The organism is Rhizobium sp. No.120, from assembly GCF_054558365.1.
This window is the reverse complement of record NZ_BAAJNQ010000007.1, coordinates 209694-227115: the sequence shown is the minus strand read 5'-3', so window position 1 is coordinate 227115 and position 17422 is coordinate 209694. Positions and strand designations below refer to the sequence as shown.

Sequence of the window (17422 nt, the reverse complement as noted above, 5' to 3'; positions counted from 1 at the left end):
AGGGGATGATATGGAGACCAAGCTTGCCCATATTTCGGATCTGCCTGTCACGACAGGTCTGCCCGGCGTTGCCGACGCGGATGCGAGACTGAGCGGCAAGCACGAAATTCGGCTGGCCAAAGCTGTGGGCATCACGCAATTTGGCGTGAACCTCGTCACCCTCGATCCCGGAGGCATGTCTTCATCGCGCCACTGGCATATGGCGGAGGACGAGTTTCTCTATATTCTAACGGGCACCCCAACGCTGATCGACGAAAATGGTCATCATATTGTCGGGCCTGGCCATGTCGTGGGATTTCCGGCGGGGCAACCGAATGCGCATCATCTGCTCAACCATTCCGCCGCCGCGGTGACGATGATCGTTGTCGGCTCCAGGAAGCCGGGAGAAGAAACCATCTATTATCCGGATGACCATTTCGGCCCTATCCGCAAATGATGATGACGTCGGCACAGGAAACGACTGCGCCGATAGTCGGGAACTTCAGGCAGCCAAGGCCCGCGCAACAGCCTTGCGGATATCAGGCAGCGCAAATGGCTTGGCAACGACATCGACGATCTTTTCCATGAGGTCGTCAGCGCGCTCGCGCTGTTCCGCATAGCCGGTCATCAGCAGGATCTTCATGCCCGGGCAGGTCGAATGGGCCTGATGGGCAAGCTCGATACCGTCCATCACGGGCATGCGGATATCCGACAGAAGAAGGTCGTAGCCGCCCTGCTTCAGTTTCTCCAAACCTTCGGCGCCGTCGGCCGCCTCTTCGGTCTCGTGACCGTCCAAGCGCAGCGCGCGGGCGACGAAGGTACGAAGCGAATCTTCGTCTTCCGTGATCAGAATTTTTGCCATGGTCCGTGCTCCTGGTCCGTCATGTTCCGCGACCGAAATCACCAGAATTCCGTTTGCGATAGGTAAACGGCGGACAGGCGATCAAGCTCCGTGGTTAACGGTTCGTCATCGCCGGAGCAGAATGGGACAGGCGGACATGCCGCCTGCATTAACTTAAGATCAGGCCTCGGCGTCGCCCGTGACGACACCGACGAAGGGCAATTCGCGGAAGGCGTAGGCGACATCCATGCCGTAGCCGACAACGAAATAATCGGGGCATTCGAAACCGACATAATCGGCCTCCAGCTCTTCCTGGCGCTTGACACTCTTGTCGAGCAGGACGGCCAGCGTGACATTGCGGGCGCCACGCTCATAGAGCAGTTCCTTGGCAAAACGCAGCGTGCGACCCGATTCCAGAATGTCGTCGATCAGCAGCACGTCGCGATCCCGAACGTCACTGTCGATGTCCTTGACGATGCGCACGCCCTGCGATGTAGTGCCGGCGCCATAGCTCGAAAGCGTGATGAACTCGACCTCCGGGGCAAGCCCGGTCTCATGCAGGGCGCGCAGCAAATCGGCTGCGAAAATGAACGAGCCCTTGAGAATGGCGATGACGAGGAGGTCCTTCGTCGGCCCGCTGGCGATTTCCTTCGCCAAGGCATGATTGCGCTCGGCAATCTGCTCGGCAGTGAAAAGCGGCTCGATATTCTTCCCGCGTACGACAGGCATTGATTGGCATGCTCCATGGCTGTGCGGCCCCTGGCCGCCGATCAAGTTCTGCAGCGCCGCGCGTCTTATACGACGCGCCAAGGTCGCTGTAGCACTCTAAAGCAGTAGCCCGTAGCACAATCAGCGGCTTGGACACACCCCCTATGGCATAAAGGAAAGCCGGACGTCCGGCGTTTTTCCACCGGGATGCTGCAATCTTGTGGAGAATCCGCGGCTTTCATGCGGCCCGAGGCGATCGACGGGTGTATCCACGACGATGCTTCTGACCAGTTGACCACCGGCAAAAAGATCGGCGCGCACCTGCGGAACCGAAAGCGTGGCGCCGCTGACATTCTCGATGATGCCGTTCAATCTCAGGACGGGCAGCCCGTTCTCATCGCGTGGCGTCAGAGTGACATGTGAGAACTGCAGCGGATCGGACGTCGCCTCGGCGGGTGCACCGGAGAGACCGGAAAAACCGCCCGAAAGGCCGAAGATCAATATTGCAAGGCAAATGATGAGTGCGACGAAGCTGCGCCGCGATGCTTGCTGCAAGACCTGCTCGGTCACCCGCAGAACGGACAGGATGCGCGAAAGTGTAGTCTTGTGCGCCACTGGCTGAGGTCTTGGTTGGTTACGCCCGCCATAGCGCATATTCACGCCCGAAGCCGCTCGTCCGCGCGCAGCGGAAACGGTCACGAATTCGGCATCGACGATATCGGGTTTCGGCGTGACGTAATGCACCGGGCTCGACCCCGCTCCGCGTTCGGGCGGAATGAGGTCGTAAACCAGCCCCGTCTGCTGTTGACGGTGGCGAAAAGCGCCCATGATGGTCTCCCATTGCGGTGATCCACATGGTTTCGACGCCCATTGCCAATCTGGGCATTGAAACGAATCCTGCCCAGTCGTAAATTTTATTGGTTAATGCTTCGCAAAGATCGCCATGAATAGGGCGCCTTTCCAGAAAAATTTACCGGCTGTTAATGCCATTGGTTAACAAGTCGCCTGATTGAACCCTGCGGAAGACTGGACTGCCCGTTGATCCATTTTGAGAACGTCGGTTTGCGCTACGGCATGGGTCCGGAGATCCTCCGCGACCTGAGCTTCGACATACCGAGGAAATCGTTCCAGTTCCTGACCGGCCCTTCCGGCGCCGGCAAGACGACACTGCTGCGGCTGCTCTTCATGTCGCTGCAGCCGACGCGCGGGCTGATCCGCATGTTCGACCGGGAGATTTCCTCGATTCCGCGCAATGAACTGCCGCTCTTGCGCCGCCGCGTCGGTATCGTCTTTCAGGATTTCCGGTTGCTCGAGCATCTGACGACCTATGAAAATGTCGCCCTGCCGCTCCGCGTGCGCGGCAAGGAGGAAAGCTCCTACCGCACCGACGTCCTGGAACTGCTGAAATGGGTAGGCCTCGGCGAGCGCATCAACGTGCTGCCGCCGGTTCTTTCGGGCGGAGAGAAGCAGCGCGCCGCCATCGCACGCGCTCTCATCGACCGACCGGAAATCCTGCTTGCCGACGAACCGACGGGCAATGTCGATCCGCCAATGGCGCGGCGCCTGCTCAATCTCTTTCTCGAGCTTAACCGGCTCGGGACTGCCGTCGTCATTGCCACGCACGATCTCGCTTTGATGGACCAGATCGAGGCGAGACGCATGATCCTATCGGGGGGGCATCTCGATATCTATGACTGACCCCCGCCCCCGCAGGACAGCACCAAATGCCGGAGCTCCGCAGGCGCGACAGGCGCCCGGCACACCGCCTGGAGAACGCAAGCGCCCGGAGATGCGCGTTCGCCCCACAGGGCCGATCGTGCCCTCCTCCAACATTCAGGGCAATGCGCTCATTGTCGTCATTGCTATCATGGCCTTTCTAGCCTGCCTCACACTCGGTGCGGTCAGTATGGTGCGCTCGACGGCGGCAAGCTGGGAAAGCCAGATTTCCCGCGAGATCACCATCCAGATCAAACCGGACGACAATCTCGATATGGAAAAGGCGCTTGCGAGCGCTCGCGATATTGCATTGAGCTTCGTCGGCACCAAGTCCGGACAGATCGTTGACGAGGCGGCGACTGCGCGCCTGCTCGAGCCGTGGCTCGGCGCCGGCCTCGATATCAAGGAACTGCCTGTTCCGCGCCTCGTCATCATCACGATCGACGAGACGCATCCACCTGATTTCGAAGCGCTGCGCAGCCTGCTCAAGGCGCAGATCCCGCAGGCGACCCTGGATGACCACCGCACCTGGGTCGACCGGCTCGTGTCGATGGCACACACCACCGTTCTCATCGGTACCGGCGTCCTGCTGCTCGTCTTCACCGCCATGGTCCTGACGGTGGTCTTCGCCACGCGAGGCGCATTGTCAGGCAATCGCCATATTGTCGAAGTCCTGCATTTCGTCGGCGCCGAAAGCACCTTCGTCGCCAATGAATTCCAGAAGCATTTCCTGAAGATCAGCCTCAAAGGCTCGGGAGCAGGCAGCGCGCTCGCAGCCCTCTTCTTCGCAACAGCTGGCCTTCTGCAGAGCCATACGATCGCCACACCGCAGACCGATCAGGCAACCGCACTGTTCGGAACTTTCTCCGTCGGCGCACTCGGCTATGTCGGCATTCTCGCCACCATGATCATCATCGCGCTGCTGACGACGCTGACGGCACGCTTCACTGTCATGCGCACGATCTACGAGATCGATTTGATCCGTTCCGACCCGGGACGGACGGATAGCGTACAGAATTGACGCTCCAGCGATGTTTTTTTACCGTTTGCCAGCCCGCTCCTTGCCGCAATTGGCGTATAATAGCGAATCATGAGCATGGATCTGACGACTCGCAAGACCGTAAGTTTGCAGTCGCTGCGGACACGCCCCAGCGGCGATAGACCCGTGCGCCGCGGCCTGTTCCGGCGCCTCTTGCGCTGGGGCGGCTTCGCCTTCATTTTCCTCGCCGCCATCGTTTTCGGCGGCTTCCTGCATTTTGCCGATTCGATTACCACCTTGAAACCGCCGCTCGAGCCGAAGGCCGATGCCATTGTCGTGCTGACAGGCGGCTATCAGCGGATCGATCAGGCGGTAGAACTGCTGCGCACCGGCGCCGGCAACCGCCTGCTGATCTCGGGCGCACATCCGACCACCACGCCGACGCAGATCCGCAAACTGACGCAGAGTTCTGCCAGCCTGTTTAGCTGCTGTGTCGATATCGGCTACGACGCGCTCGATACGATCGGCAATGCCCGCGAAGCAGCAAAATGGATTCACGCCAGGGGCTACAAGAGCGTTCTCGTTGTCACGAACAACTACCATATGCCCCGCAGCCTCGCGGAACTGAAGTATGTCGATCCTTCGACCGATTTCATCCCCTATCCGGTCGTCAACTCGGATCTGAAGAGTAAGAACTGGTTCACGGACCCGAATGCGCTGCGCACGATGATCTCCGAATATGCCAAGGTCCTCCTTGCCGGCGCCCGCAACCTGACCGGCCTCGGACGGCCGATAGGCCTGCGCTCGCGGCAACCGGCCGAGGAGGACGACTGAGGCTCGCCGTGTCAAACCATGCAGACGCGAAAACCCCGCAAAGACCGACTTTTTATTGACGCTGTAATCGTGTAGGCAAACCTTTGGATGCCGGCGCAAGCCGGTGCATTGGGAAAGTCTCGATGATTATCTTGCGTTCGATCCTGTTCAACACGGCCTTCTATGCCAACCTGATCATTCGCATGATCGTGCTGGCGCCGATTTACTTCCTTATGCCGCGCAAGGCGGCCTATGCGATCCCCAAGGCATGGGCGAAATCCAGCACCTGGCTTATGGAGAAGATCGTCGGCACCACCTTCGAGATCGAGGGCTTGGAAAATATCCCCAAGGGCAGCTTCATCTTCGCGCCCAAACATCAATCGTTCTGGGATACATTCGCACTGCTGCCCTATCTCGACGACCCGGTCTATATTCTGAAGCGCGAGCTGATGTGGATCCCATTGTTCGGCTGGTATGCCGGTAAACAGCGCATGATCCCGGTCGATCGCGGCGCCCGCGGTAAGGTCATGTTCGATGTTCTGAAGCGCACGCGCGAAGAGCTCGCCACCGGCCGCCAGCTCATCATCTACCCCGAGGGTACGCGCCGACCGCCAGGCGCTGAGCCGGTCTATAAGTACGGCATTGCTCGCATGTATCGTGACCTCGGCATCCCCGTCGTCGCCGTTGCCATGCATCCCGGCCTCTTCTGGCCGCGCCGCACCTTCCGCAAATATCCCGGCCATATCAAGGTGCGCATCCTGCCACCGATCGAGCCCGGCATGGACCCCGATGCCTTTTTTGCGCGCCTGATCGACGAGACGGAAAGAGCAAGCGACGAGCTGCTGGTCGAAACCATCGCCAACAACCCGAACCTGCCGATCCCGCCGACGGCGGCGCTGCGTCTGGCGGAAATCGCTAAGGCAAAACCCGTTACCGCGGCAGTTTGAGCGAGCTCTCAATGCCAGACGATTGGCTCAGGATACCTTTCGCATCCGCTCCACTTCGCCGGCGACCTGTTCGAGCCAATGATCGCGAATGCCCATGTCGCGCAGATGCGTCAGCGTATTGAAGAGATAGGCATCGTTCGGGCCGGAGCGGCCATTGGCGGATTCCACCACATGCGCCGCCTCGACCGCATCCAGAGAGCCGGCATATTGTCGATGATTGCGATCGACGACATAGGCGACGGCCGTCACGCGCCGCCCGTCAGCCAGCCGGATTGGCAAGTTCTTTTCCAGATAGACGTTGGTGACGAGTTCGCGCTCGCGCAGATAGGTCAGCACCTCGTCCCAATCTGAAGCCGGAATCCGGAAGGCCATGCCGCGGCAGGAACCGCCTCGATCGAGGCCGAGGACGAGGCCAGGGTTTTCTTCCGTGCCGCGATGGACCCAGGAACGGACGCAGAGCGAGCGACGATAACCGAAGATCAGGGCCTCGGCCCGCTCGTCATAACCAAAGCCCGGATTCCACATGAGGGATCCATAGCCAAACACCCAAAATTCGTCCATATCCAACGCCAAATCACTGTGAAGCTTCAGTCCAACCATTGGAGAACAACATGGCAGCGTCAAGCCAGAGCGTAACGACCGGTCGAGGCAAACGTCTGTGGCTCATCCTTTTTGGGCTGGTGGTGGTTCTAGCCGGTCTTTACACCGGCGGTTGGTACTATGCGACCAGTTTCGTCAGGACAAATGTCCTGAAGGCGCTCGGCCAGCAGAACAGCGCCGGCATTGCCGGCAAATGCGAGAACATGGCCTTCCACGGCTTCCCCTTCTCCATCGGCCTGACCTGCGACGCGGTGACGGTCGACAACCAGACGCGCGGCGTCACCACCAATTTCGACAGGCTCAGCGCCTCCGCACCGGTCTTCCAGCCCAATCATGTGAGCTGGAGCCTGAAATCCCCTGCCGAGTTGCGCACGACGGAAGGCCTGACCGTATCGGCCGAATGGGCCGATCTGCAATCGAACCTCGTCGCCAAGGGCCGCGGTGTCGCACAGACTCAGACTGTCATCAACGGGCTGAAGGCGGGCATCGTCTCCTCCGTCACCAGCCAGAGCGTCAATGTCACAGCCGCCCGCACGGAGATGCATGCGAGCCAGAATGGAAGCGATCTGGATTTCGCGATCGGCGTCGAAAATGCCAATGCCGTCATCAAAGACTTCCCGCAGACATTGCCGACCGCATCGACCAGCGCCAAGGTGACGCTGTCCGGCAAGGCCGGCCTGCTCGATGGCAGCGACCGGGAGGGGCTTCGCGGCTCGGCAGGCGTCCTTCATCAGGCCGTCATCGACATTGGCGACGGCCGCATCATGACGCTTTCCGGCCCCTTCAATTTCGACGATGAGGGTTTTCTCTCCGGCCAGTTCAAGCTGGAGATCAATCAGATCGGGCCTTGGGGCGATAGCCTGACCACGACGCTTCCCGCTGCCAAGAACATCATCAAGACGGCGACGAAGATGCTGAAGGCGCTTGCCAATGGTGGCGACAAGGTTTCCGTCGATCTTACCGCCGATCGCGGTCGTCTCTCACTCAGCGGCTTCATCCCGCTCGGAAAGATCCCGCCGATCTGAGTCAAACACCTTCCCGGGCCCTCATGCGCCCTTTCGGGCACCTTCTCCCCGACGGGAGAAGGCATAAGAAGAGCTATTCCTTCACATCCAGCGCATGACGGCCGAAGTCCGGCACGTCGACGTCCTGGCCGGCTTCCACGATTGAACGGCGGATGGCGCGGGTGCGGGTGAAAAGTTCGAAGATCTTGTCGCCGTCACCCCAACGGATGGCGCGCTGCAGCGATGCCAGATCCTCGGAGAAGCGCGACAGCATCTCCAATATAGCATCCCGATTGTGCAGGCAGACGTCGCGCCACATGGTCGGATCGGACGCAGCGAGGCGCGTGAAGTCACGGAAGCCGGAGGCGGAATATTTGATGACTTCCGATTCGGTCACCGTCTCGAGATCGTCGGCGGTCCCGACGATGTTGTATGCGATCAGATGCGGCAGATGCGAGACGATCGCCAGCACCTTGTCGTGATGCTCCGGGTCCATCTCGTCGACACGCGAGCCCAAAGTTTCCCAGAAGCCGCGAAGCGTCTTGATTGCGGCCTCGTCCGTGCCCGGAACGGGCGTAAAGATGCACCAGCGCCCCTTGAACAGCCCCGGAAAACCGGCATCCGGGCCGGATTTCTCGGTACCTGCGAGCGGATGGCCCGGAATGAAATGCACGTTGGACGGCATATGCGGCTGCATCTGTGCGATCACCGATGCCTTGGTCGAGCCGACATCGGTGACGATGGCGCCCGACTTCAAATGCGCAGCGATTTCCTTGGCGACACTCTCGGAGGCGCCCACAGGCACGGAAACGATGACGAGATCGGCACCTTTCACTGCTTCAGCCGACGAAGGCGTATAGCGGTCGCCGAGCTTCAGCTCCTCGGCACGCTTCAGCGTCTCGGCGCTGCGTGTCGAGATCACCACTTCCTTTGCGATACCGAGGCGCTTGATGTCATGGGCAATGGAAGAGCCGATCAGGCCGATGCCGATCAGCGCAATGCGATCGAACTGGATGTTGCTCATGCCTTGCGTCCCATAAATTCGGTCAGAGCGTCGATGACGCCGAGATTGGCCTCTTCGGTACCGATGCTCAAGCGCAGCGAATTCGGGAAGCCGTAGGCGCGAACGGCGCGCAGGATATAGCCGCGGCTCGTCAGAAAGTCATCGGCCTCGGCAGCGCGCTTGCCATCGCTATCGGGGAAATGGATCAGGACAAAATTCGCGACTGACGGCGTCACCCCGAGGCCTAGGGCTTCGAGCGCAGCCGTCATCTTCTCGATCCAGAGCGTATTGTGGGCCACGGCCTTTTCCGTAAAGGCCTGATCGCGAACGGCAGCGGCGCCGGCAGCGATGGCCGCACTGTTCAGGTTGAACGGAGCGCGTACGCGGTTGATCGCATCGACGATATCGACCGGGGCATACATCCAGCCGATACGAAGCGCTGCAAGACCATAGACCTTCGAGAAGGTACGGGTCATGACGACATTCTGGTTTGCCGAAACGAGTTCAAGACCGGCTTCGTAATCGTTGCGGCGGACATATTCGGCATAGGCCGCGTCGAGGATGAGAATGACGTGCTTGGGCAAGCTCGCCTGCAGGCGGCGGATCTCGCTGACCGGCACGTATGTTCCAGTGGGATTGGCCGGATTGGCAATGAAGACCATTTTAGTCTTCTCCGTGACCGCCGCGAGGATCGCGTCGACATCGACGGTGCAATCCCTTTCCTTGACCGTGACCGGCGTCGCGCCGGCGGCCATGATCTGGATCTTGTAGACCAGGAAACCGTGTTCGGTGATGATGCCTTCGTCACCGGTGCCGAGATAGGTGTGGCAGAGCAGCCCGAGCAGCTCGTCGGAGCCGGCGCCGCAAAGGATATTGGCCACATTCAGCCCATGCACATCGGCGATCGCCTGGCGCAATTCCTTGGCCTGTCCGTCCGGATAGCGCTCGAGATTGCCGGCAGCGCCGCGGAAGGCTTCGATGGCCTTGGGGCTGGCGCCAAGCGGCGTCTCGTTCGAGGAGAGCTTGAACACGCGTGCAACGCCCGGCGCATGCTCCTTGCCCGGCACATAGGCGGCAATATCGAGAATGCCGGGACGCGGGACGGGCTTGCTCATTTCCATGCTCATGGGATCGACCTTGGGAAAGACCGGAAAATTCCGGTTTGTGACACCCCGTCGCATTAAAGCGGATTGATAAATTTGTCGAGTGTCGGCGCGACGGCGAAAGCGTCACGCGCTATCGCGCGTCGTCGGTATGCCGCGCGGTGCCAGCACCGGCACGAAAACACGGCGCGAGGCACGAACGGCAACGGGCAGCCCCTGATAGAGCCGCTTCTGCGCCTCTACGATGATGACGCCGGAAAAAGCCGGCCAAAGAGTCCGCCCGACCCGCTCGAAGGCGCGACGCAGCCGCAGCACTGTGCGCAGTTTGGAAGGTGGGAAGAACAATGCCTCGGCGGTCGCGCCGGGGGTAAAATTGGTCTCACGCAGCAGCGACGTCAGCTGGCCGCGCGAATAGGGCCGGCCCGAGCCGAACGGCGTATGCTCCATGCGCGCCCACACGCCGGTACGGTTCGGCACGACAATAACAAGCCGACCGCCCGGCGCCAGAACGCGCCAAAGCTCTTTCAGCGTCTCGCGCGGGCTTTCCGCAAATTCCAGCGAATGCACCATCAGTACACGGTCGATCGAACTGTCGGGCAGCGGCAATTCCTCATCGAAGATCAGGGCTGTCGCCGAGGCCGAGCCCACAGGCCAGTTCACGGCGCCCTGCCCCGCCGGCATGAAGGCGAAAGTGCGTTCGGTATCCGCACGAAAACGGTCGAGATAAGGAACGGCATAGCCAAGGCCGACGAGCCGCTCCTCCGGCATGCGTGCCCAGATGGAGGAAAGCGCCATGGCAATCGACTGCTCCGCCAAGCGACCAAGCTCGGAATGATAAAACTGGCGAAGATCGACGATATCGGTATGCATCGAAACAAATGTTATCAGCCGAACGTTGGACTTCAAGGCCGAACGGCTTACATTCTCTACTCACGGAAAAGATGAGGACGATTTCGATCATGAAACCATTGGAATTAGAGATTTTTATCTGCCGTTCCGACAATTACGGCGTCTTGGTCCATGATCCCGAAACCGGATTGACGGCATCGATAGACGCTCCCGAAGCGGATGCGATCCTTAAGGCCGCCGATCGTCGCGGCTGGACCATTAGCCATATCCTGACGACGCATCACCATACCGATCACGTCGAGGGCAATCTGGCGCTGAAGGAACAGTTCGACTGCGAGATCATCGGCCCGATCAACGAGGCTGTCGCCATCCCGGGCCTCGATCGCGCCGTTGCTGATGGCGATACGTTCGAGTTCGCCGGCCATACGGTCAACGTCATCGAAACGCCCGGGCATACCGCCGGCCACGTCTGCTATCACTTTGCAGATGACAAGCTGCTCTTTGCTGCCGATACGCTGTTTGCGCTCGGCTGCGGCCGCCTGTTCGAACGGCCGGCGATCGATATGTGGGCCTCCCTCCAGAAGCTTGCGGTCCTGCCGGACGAAACGGCCGTCTATTTCGGCCATGAGTATACGCTTTCCAACGCCCGTTTTGCGCTGACCATCGACCCCGACAATGAGCGATTGAAGGCACGCGCCGCGGATATCGAAGCCTTGAGGGCGGAAGGCAAGTTCACCATCCCGACAACGTTGGCGCTTGAAAAGGAAACCAATCCGTTCCTGCGCGCCGCCGATCCGGCCATCCGCCGCCATCTGTTGATGGAAAGCCGCAGCAATGACGAGGTCTTCGCCGAGATCCGCAAGCGCAAGGACAATTTCTGATGCAGGCACAAGAGATCATCGAAACGCTTTCCATGCAGCGGCATCCGGAAGGCGGCTGGTATGTGCAAACCTTTCGCGACGAAAATGGCGGCGCCCGCGGCCATTCCACGGCGATCTATTATCTGCTCGAAGCCGGCGAGCGCTCGCACTGGCATCGGGTGCACGACGCTGCCGAGGTCTGGCACTATTATGCCGGGGCGCCTCTTGCCTTGCATCGCTCCGCCGACAGCAAGACCAGCGAAACGCTGATACTCGGCCTTGATCTAGCCAAGGGCGAGCGCCCGCAGGCAATCATTCCGGCCAACTGGTGGCAATCGGCCGAAAGCCTCGGGCAATTCACGCTCGTCGGCTGCACGGTCGCACCCGGCTTCGAATTTTCGAGCTTCGAGATGGCACCGCCACACTGGAAGCCGGCCTCAGACTGAACCTCTTTTACCTTTCATTCACGTCAAGAAGGGTGTGACTAGACAGCGCGCCGGGACAGCCTTGAAAAAGCTGTGCGCTGCGTCAGCTTTACACGGGGAGAGCGAAAATTGATTCATCCGGAGGAGGTTTTTTCGTGCGTTTGTTGTTCCCTTTGCTCGTCGCGGCAGGCTGTGTCATGAGCGCCCCTGTCTTTGCCCTTGATGCACCGGCTTCGCCGCCGGCAGCTCAGCCCCTGAAAAACTTTGTCACCTCGGTCGAAAAGGATGGCTCGATCACCTTCCGCCTTTATGCTCCCTCGGCAAAGGCCGTTTCCGTCACCTTGGGTTCGCGCGATCCTATCGCCATGCAGCACGCCGACGACGGCACATGGAGCGCCAAGACAGAGGTGCTGAAGCCGGATCTCTACGAATATTATTTCAACGTCGACGGTTTCCGCAGTATCGATCCCGGCACCAATGCGCCCAAGCCGCAGCGGCAGGTCAATACCAGCCTGATCCTGGTGCCGGGCAGCATTCTCGATATCCGCAATGTGCCCCACGGCGACCTGCGGCTGGTGACCTTGCATTCCAAGGCGCTGGATTCGGAGCGGCAGATGTATGTCTACACGCCACCCGGCTATACCGATTCCTCCAAGCCGCTGCCCGTTCTCTACCTTTATCACGGCTTCGGCGATACCGTGGGATCCTGGGTCCTCCAGGGCCGCGCGCCGCAGATCCTTGACAATCTCCTTGCCGAAAAGAAGATCGAGCCGATGATCGTCGTCATTCCGGACACCGAAACCGATGTGCCGAATGCGATTGCCGAGAATTTCCCGGCTGCCGATCGTCGCGCGAATTTCTATCCGGCCAATGCCGAGGCAGCCGATCGTGAGCTGATCGAAGATCTTATCCCCTACATAAAGAAGCATTATAGGGTGCGAAACGAGGCGAGCGGCCGCGCCGTGGCCGGCCTGTCGCAGGGCGGCTATCAGGCTCTTGTATCCGGCCTCTCACATCTGGATACCTTCGGCTGGGTCGCTACATTCAGCGGCGTCAGCACGACGACCGTTCCGAACAAGACGGTCGATGCCGTGCTGAATGAGCCGGAAAAGATCAACAAGGCCTTGCATAATTTCACCGTGACGGTCGGAAGCAAGGATCAGGTGGTCGGCAAGGACGTAGCCGGCTTGAAGGCGACGCTCGACGACAAGAAGATCAAGCACGAATACCACGAATATCCGGATCTCCAGCATGAGATGGATGTTTGGCGGCCGTCGCTCGTGGCCTTCCTCGAAAAGGTCTTCAAGAAATAAATGGCAAAGAGGGCGGCGGAGTTATTCCGCCGCTTCCGCCTGCACCCGCACGGCATCGTCCCGGCGCAGGATCATGCGATGGGCGGCCAGTACCGCGCCTCCCGTGACGAGCAGGCAGGCAAATGCAATGCCCCAACTTGGCTCGGCAAAACCGAACAGCGTCAGGATCAACGTAGAGAGTAGCGGTGCGGCATAGCTTGCCGCGCCGAGGATCTGGATATCGCCGTTCTTGACGCCATAATCCCAAGCATAAAAGGCGGCGCCGACCGGAAAAAGGCCGAGGCCGAGAACGGCGATCCATTGGGGCAAGCTCTCAGGCCAGATCGTCTCCTCAAGGCCAAGGTGGCAGAAAAGGGAGAGAATCGATGTCGCAAGACAGAAGATGGTAACGACATCAGTGGAAACGGCCTCGAAGCGGCGCGTTATCAAGGAATAGCCGGACCAGGTGAAGGCGCAAAGAAATGCCGCGCCATAGCCGACGGCATAGGCGCCTTCGAAATGAAAACCGTTACGGCCGACGATCAGAACGGTGCCCGCAAGCCCCATCAAGGCGCCGAGAATATGATACCAGCGCAGCCGCTCACCAGGCAGCAATGCGGAGCCGACAACGATCAACAGTGGCCAGAGATAGGCGATCAGGCCCGCTTCCACCGCCGGCGCGTGGCGCAATGCCGTAAAATAGAGGAAATGATAGCCGAACAGGCCGGCAATGCCTGTGAACCAGACCTTGGCGGGCTGGCGGAGCAGCTGCAACCGCTCGGGCTTCAGCAGAAGAACGATGATGCCCGGAATACTGCCGATGGCAAAGCAGATGGCGAGCAGCTGGAAGGGCGGCATCTTGCCGGAGGCGACGGTCAAGAGCGCCAGAAACGACCACATCAGAATGGCCGAAAAGCCCGTCAACGTCGCGCGAAATTTCATCTCTGCTTCAGCCCCTTGCCGCGGACGTCCCCAGCCCGCCAAAGCAATTCCACGAAAATGCACAGCAATTTTCGTGGAATTGGGTAGAAACAACGACGGAAATCGTCAAGCGTTTCTATGAAACAGCTGCCGGCCTAGCTGCCGTATTTTACGGCCGTAATCGTCACCGTCCCGTATTGCGTCGGGATACGGACGTAGACGGGAGCGTAGACATTCATGGTATCCGCCTTGGCAAACCAGATCTCCATATTGTCGCTCTTGGCAAGATAGAGATAGTCCTTGCGCGTGCTCTTGTAGCCGCTCTTCGGAGTGAAGCGCACGCCGCAGGCGATGGTCTTGCCCTTGAAACCCTCTGTCGAGAAGGGATGCGATCCCTTGGGCGACAGCTTCAGATCCATCCGCATTTCACCATCGAAGACAGCCAGCGTCTGGTTGCAGAGGTTGAGGCTGGGCGTGATCGGAAAGATCATGCCCGATATCGGATCGAGCACGGACTTCAAGTCACTTTCCGTAATGGGAACCCAAGTATCGGGACGTTTCGGTTCGGGCGTGATTGTATTCGATGTCACGCTGCCGTTAACATAAGCGACATCATAGGTGCGCTCTTTCTTCCCGCTCTTGTAGAAGAGCGTGTAATGCGTCGCCTGCAGCTTGCTGTCGTTGACAACGCCGGTCACATCGGTCTTTGCATCGATCGAGGTGACGAGATCCGCAAGGCCTGCCGAGGTGATGTCGCCGCGAATGGTGAACTGCTTGCCGGCGACCTCGGTCTTGAAATCGGCTCTTGCGATCGGCAGGCCGGCCAGCGAAACACGATAGCGCGTTTCGTGCCGCAGCACATCGGCCAATACCATCGACGGTATCGACGCAACGATCGCTGAAATGAGAAGCCATTTCCGTATTTGAACCATGATCAGGGCCTTCAACGAGGGTCAGGCAGGATATATAGTCGCTTTGCTCGCCTGCTGCGAGCGTAAGACAACAGCAGCTTTTTGACGGAATTGCGGGAAAACACAAGGTTTGGCTTGACGCGGCCAGCCTCTCTGACTATAGAACCGCAACTTTCCAATTATGGCCTGTTGGATTGCGCGTCGGGTTTTGCCCGGGATGTCTGTCTGATGGCCGAGAAAAACAAAAGTAGGTGTACCATGTCCCGCATGTGCGAATTGACCGGCAAGGCCGTCCTCGTGGGCAACAACGTTAGCCACGCCAACAACAAGACCAAGCGTCGGTTCCTGCCGAACCTTTGCCAGGTCACGCTGATTTCCGACGTTCTCGGCCAGCGCTACCGCCTGCGCGTTTCCGCTGCAGCGCTGCGTTCGGTTGAGCATCGCGGTGGTCTGGACGCTTTCCTCCTGAAGGCAAGCGAAAACGAACTCAGCATGCGCGCTCGCCTGCTGCGTCGTCAGATCGTCAAGAAGTCCGCTGAAGCTGCCGTTGCTGCCTAAGCAGCACTAGCACTTCGCGATTTCATACCGGCTAAAAGGCTTGCACGGATCATCTCCGGACAAGCCTTTTTCCATGTCCGGTTTCTTTCAACTGGTGGCATCTCCCAGGATAAAAAAATGCTGACGATACGTCATACCCTTATCTACGTTCTGCTGATGACGCTGGTCGTCGTCGCTTCCAACATCCTCGTACAGTATCCGCTGCAGGCAACACTTGCTGGCATCAATCTCGCGGATATTCTCACCTGGGGTGCCTTCACCTATCCGGTCGCCTTTCTCATCACCGATCTGACCAACCGCCAGTTCGGCCCGAAGGCCGCGCGCAAGGTCGTCTTTGCCGGCTTCGTCGTTGGTGTCGCCCTGTCCTTTTATACGGCACAGCCACGCATCGCGATCGCTTCCGGTTCGGCCTATCTCGCCGGCCAGCTGCTCGACATCTCGGTCTTCAACCGCCTGCGCCGCATGGCTTGGTGGCGCGCGCCGCTGTTCGGTTCGCTCATCGGCTCGATGCTGGATACGCTGATCTTCTTCTCATTCGCTTTCGCGCCCTTCTTCGTCTTCTTCGGGCCGAACGATCCCTTCGCAATCGAATGGGCACCAATTCTTGGTGTCTTCTCCACCTCGGCGCCGCGCTGGATTTCCTGGGCCATCGGCGATTTCTCGGTCAAGGTGACCGTCGGCCTCGTGATGCTGCTGCCCTACGGCGCGCTGATGAACATGCTGAAGCCGATGCCGCAGGCGCCAACCGCCTGACAGCCGAATGGTCCGCTGCGCGACTTCATGTGACGCGCAGCACCATTTTTTGACAAAGAAGGATGGCAGCGGCCAAGAACCAGGCCGCTCGCCCGCTTTCAATTCTGACTGACGATATTGTCATCATGCAGTTTGAACTCCAGCATCAGGCTGCGCTGCAGAATTGAATGATTGTCATCCGAGACCATGACAAGATGCAGGGAACCGTCGGCCGCGCGGAAGACATCAAGACCCTCCATATTGTCGATCTGATCTCCGGAGCCCGCCTCGAAGATCACCTTGCCATCCACGACAGCGCCCGGCTTGATATCAGCACCGGCGATCCGGCGAATACGCACGCCGAGGCCATGGATCAGCCCGAAGCGCCGCTCCAGCAGCAATAGGTCACCATCTGGCAGAAAGACGCCGTCGCTGACATTGAAGCCGCCATGGCGCTTCACGGCGAAGCGCCCCTGCAGCGGCCCATCCAGAACGGCGGCAAGCAGATTACCCTGATCGTCCAGACTGTCTTCGGCAACAATCACTGCGCCGCCGGCAAGCGGGCTCGACTGCGGCGCGATCATCAACGCTTCGAGGCTGCGATTGGCGCGCAGCTGCAATCGCGGAATGGGAAGAGGCAAGCTTTCATCAGGCGGAGAAATTTCGAAATCCGGGTCGGGATAGACATCGACGCGATGGTATTGCTCGTAGCTGACGAGGACATGGTCGCCCCGCAGCGCAAGCCCTTCCGCATCCATGTCCCCTTTGCCGGCATCCGTGCCGCCATGACGGTCGATCATCGGCATAATGCGCGCGTCGCTGACACCCCTCAGTCGGCCCTCCTCATCGCGCTCGATAGCTCCCGTCAGCCAATGCCCGGTATCCAGCACGGAAATGAATTGTCGCTGATCGGGGCGAAATCGAATAGCAGAGATGGCGCCAAGAAGCACATTATCCGAGCTGAGCTCAAGCCCACCGACAAATTCCAGTGCGCCGAACCGCGTTTCATTCGAGCCGGCCTTGAAGGTGGAAATTACGGTCGCGCGGATATCTGCCGGACCACCGTTCTCGCCATTATCGCCGGAGCTACACCCGGCAAGCAGCGTTACGAGAACTGCTGCCGATAGGACCGCCTTTGGGCACCACCGATCAAGGCCGAAGGAAACAGCCCCTTCTGGCAG

21 protein-coding genes are annotated in these 17422 nt (G+C 59.6%); 11 read left to right on the top strand and 10 right to left on the bottom strand.

The features are described from left to right. The first annotated feature begins 10 nt into the window (after nt 1-10). Nucleotides 11-436 carry a cupin domain-containing protein gene (locus ACYJRZ_RS20675; protein WP_459462038.1) on the top strand — a complete coding sequence of 142 codons (426 nt, stop codon included), beginning with the start codon at nt 11-13 and terminating at the stop codon, nt 434-436. 45 nt (nt 437-481) lie between these two features. Here the strand turns inward: ACYJRZ_RS20675 and ACYJRZ_RS20670 are convergent, their stop codons facing one another. From ACYJRZ_RS20670 to ACYJRZ_RS20660, 3 genes are all read right to left on the bottom strand, one after another. Further along, the gene (locus ACYJRZ_RS20670; protein WP_069612925.1) at nt 482-841 is read right to left on the bottom strand and encodes a response regulator; all 360 of its coding nucleotides are present in this window, start codon (nt 839-841) and stop codon (nt 482-484) included. Between the two features lie 159 nt (nt 842-1000). After that, complete coding sequence (gene hpt, locus ACYJRZ_RS20665) at nt 1001-1549, bottom strand: hypoxanthine phosphoribosyltransferase (RefSeq protein ID WP_095435999.1); 549 nt, start codon at nt 1547-1549, stop codon at nt 1001-1003. A gap of 141 nt (nt 1550-1690) precedes the next feature. After that, nucleotides 1691-2356, bottom strand: coding sequence for a hypothetical protein (locus ACYJRZ_RS20660; protein WP_459462036.1), 666 nt, complete (start codon nt 2354-2356; stop codon nt 1691-1693). Nucleotides 2357-2566: 210 nt separating this feature from the next. Here ACYJRZ_RS20660 and ftsE point away from each other — a divergent pair, with 210 nt between their 5' ends. The 4 genes from ftsE (at nt 2567) to ACYJRZ_RS20640 (ending at nt 5983) form a co-directional block, all read left to right on the top strand. After that, nucleotides 2567-3226 carry a cell division ATP-binding protein FtsE gene (ftsE, locus tag ACYJRZ_RS20655; RefSeq protein WP_004107686.1) on the top strand — a complete coding sequence of 220 codons (660 nt, stop codon included), beginning with the start codon at nt 2567-2569 and terminating at the stop codon, nt 3224-3226. Further along, entirely contained in the window at nt 3219-4265 is a 1047-nt protein-coding gene (locus tag ACYJRZ_RS20650) for a cell division protein FtsX (RefSeq protein WP_459462034.1), read from the top strand. The genes ftsE and ACYJRZ_RS20650 overlap by 8 nt, the downstream gene beginning before the upstream one ends. 69 nt (nt 4266-4334) lie before the next feature. Continuing rightward, entirely contained in the window at nt 4335-5057 is a 723-nt protein-coding gene (locus ACYJRZ_RS20645; RefSeq protein ID WP_459462032.1) for a YdcF family protein, read from the top strand. A gap of 122 nt (nt 5058-5179) precedes the next feature. Beyond that, on the top strand, nt 5180-5983 hold the full coding sequence (locus tag ACYJRZ_RS20640) for a lysophospholipid acyltransferase family protein (RefSeq protein WP_459462030.1): 804 nt from the start codon (nt 5180-5182) through the stop codon (nt 5981-5983). Between the two features lie 27 nt (nt 5984-6010). Here the strand turns inward: ACYJRZ_RS20640 and ACYJRZ_RS20635 are convergent, their stop codons facing one another. Continuing rightward, on the bottom strand, nt 6011-6583 hold the full coding sequence (locus ACYJRZ_RS20635) for a gamma-glutamylcyclotransferase (protein WP_459462028.1): 573 nt from the start codon (nt 6581-6583) through the stop codon (nt 6011-6013). A gap of 11 nt (nt 6584-6594) precedes the next feature. Here ACYJRZ_RS20635 and ACYJRZ_RS20630 point away from each other — a divergent pair, with 11 nt between their 5' ends. Next, nucleotides 6595-7608: a DUF2125 domain-containing protein gene (locus ACYJRZ_RS20630; protein WP_459462026.1), complete on the top strand. Its 1014-nt coding sequence runs from the start codon at nt 6595-6597 to the stop codon at nt 7606-7608. 73 nt (nt 7609-7681) lie between these two features. Here the strand turns inward: ACYJRZ_RS20630 and ACYJRZ_RS20625 are convergent, their stop codons facing one another. The 3 genes from ACYJRZ_RS20625 to ACYJRZ_RS20615 form a co-directional block, all read right to left on the bottom strand. Beyond that, a complete protein-coding gene (locus tag ACYJRZ_RS20625; RefSeq protein WP_459462024.1) occupies nt 7682-8611 on the bottom strand; it encodes a prephenate/arogenate dehydrogenase family protein in 930 nt (309 codons plus the stop codon). Then, on the bottom strand, nt 8608-9717 hold the full coding sequence (gene hisC, locus ACYJRZ_RS20620) for a histidinol-phosphate transaminase (RefSeq protein ID WP_459462022.1): 1110 nt from the start codon (nt 9715-9717) through the stop codon (nt 8608-8610). Before hisC ends, ACYJRZ_RS20625 begins: the two co-directional genes overlap by 4 nt. A gap of 102 nt (nt 9718-9819) precedes the next feature. Further along, the gene (locus tag ACYJRZ_RS20615; protein WP_459462020.1) at nt 9820-10599 is read right to left on the bottom strand and encodes a class I SAM-dependent methyltransferase; all 780 of its coding nucleotides are present in this window, start codon (nt 10597-10599) and stop codon (nt 9820-9822) included. Nucleotides 10600-10652: 53 nt separating this feature from the next. On the opposite strand from ACYJRZ_RS20615, the gene gloB reads away from it, so the two are divergent. The 3 genes from gloB to ACYJRZ_RS20600 all read left to right on the top strand — a co-directional run bounded on the left by gloB (nt 10653) and on the right by ACYJRZ_RS20600 (nt 13140). Beyond that, complete coding sequence (gene gloB, locus ACYJRZ_RS20610) at nt 10653-11423, top strand: hydroxyacylglutathione hydrolase (protein WP_459462018.1); 771 nt, start codon at nt 10653-10655, stop codon at nt 11421-11423. Then, on the top strand, nt 11423-11848 hold the full coding sequence (locus ACYJRZ_RS20605) for a cupin domain-containing protein (RefSeq protein ID WP_459462016.1): 426 nt from the start codon (nt 11423-11425) through the stop codon (nt 11846-11848). Before gloB ends, ACYJRZ_RS20605 begins: the two co-directional genes overlap by 1 nt. Before the next feature lie 134 nt (nt 11849-11982). After that, a complete protein-coding gene (locus tag ACYJRZ_RS20600; RefSeq protein WP_459462014.1) occupies nt 11983-13140 on the top strand; it encodes an alpha/beta hydrolase in 1158 nt (385 codons plus the stop codon). Nucleotides 13141-13161: 21 nt separating this feature from the next. Here ACYJRZ_RS20600 and yddG read toward each other — a convergent pair whose 3' ends face one another. Beyond that, nucleotides 13162-14061 (bottom strand): aromatic amino acid exporter YddG, encoded by a 900-nt coding sequence (yddG, locus tag ACYJRZ_RS20595; protein ID WP_459462012.1) that lies wholly within the window; start codon nt 14059-14061, stop codon nt 13162-13164. 134 nt (nt 14062-14195) lie between these two features. Beyond that, a complete protein-coding gene (locus tag ACYJRZ_RS20590; protein ID WP_459462010.1) occupies nt 14196-14972 on the bottom strand; it encodes a DUF3108 domain-containing protein in 777 nt (258 codons plus the stop codon). Nucleotides 14973-15209: 237 nt separating this feature from the next. On the opposite strand from ACYJRZ_RS20590, the gene rpmB reads away from it, so the two are divergent. Together rpmB and ACYJRZ_RS20580 are read left to right on the top strand one after the other, a co-directional pair. Further along, nucleotides 15210-15509, top strand: a complete 300-nt coding sequence (rpmB, locus tag ACYJRZ_RS20585) for a 50S ribosomal protein L28 (protein ID WP_069612914.1) — start codon at nt 15210-15212, stop codon at nt 15507-15509. Between the two features lie 117 nt (nt 15510-15626). After that, nucleotides 15627-16262, top strand: coding sequence for a queuosine precursor transporter (locus tag ACYJRZ_RS20580; RefSeq protein ID WP_285174782.1), 636 nt, complete (start codon nt 15627-15629; stop codon nt 16260-16262). 98 nt (nt 16263-16360) lie between these two features. Here ACYJRZ_RS20580 and ACYJRZ_RS20575 read toward each other — a convergent pair whose 3' ends face one another. Further along, nucleotides 16361-17422: an esterase-like activity of phytase family protein gene (locus tag ACYJRZ_RS20575; RefSeq protein ID WP_459462145.1), complete on the bottom strand. Its 1062-nt coding sequence runs from the start codon at nt 17420-17422 to the stop codon at nt 16361-16363.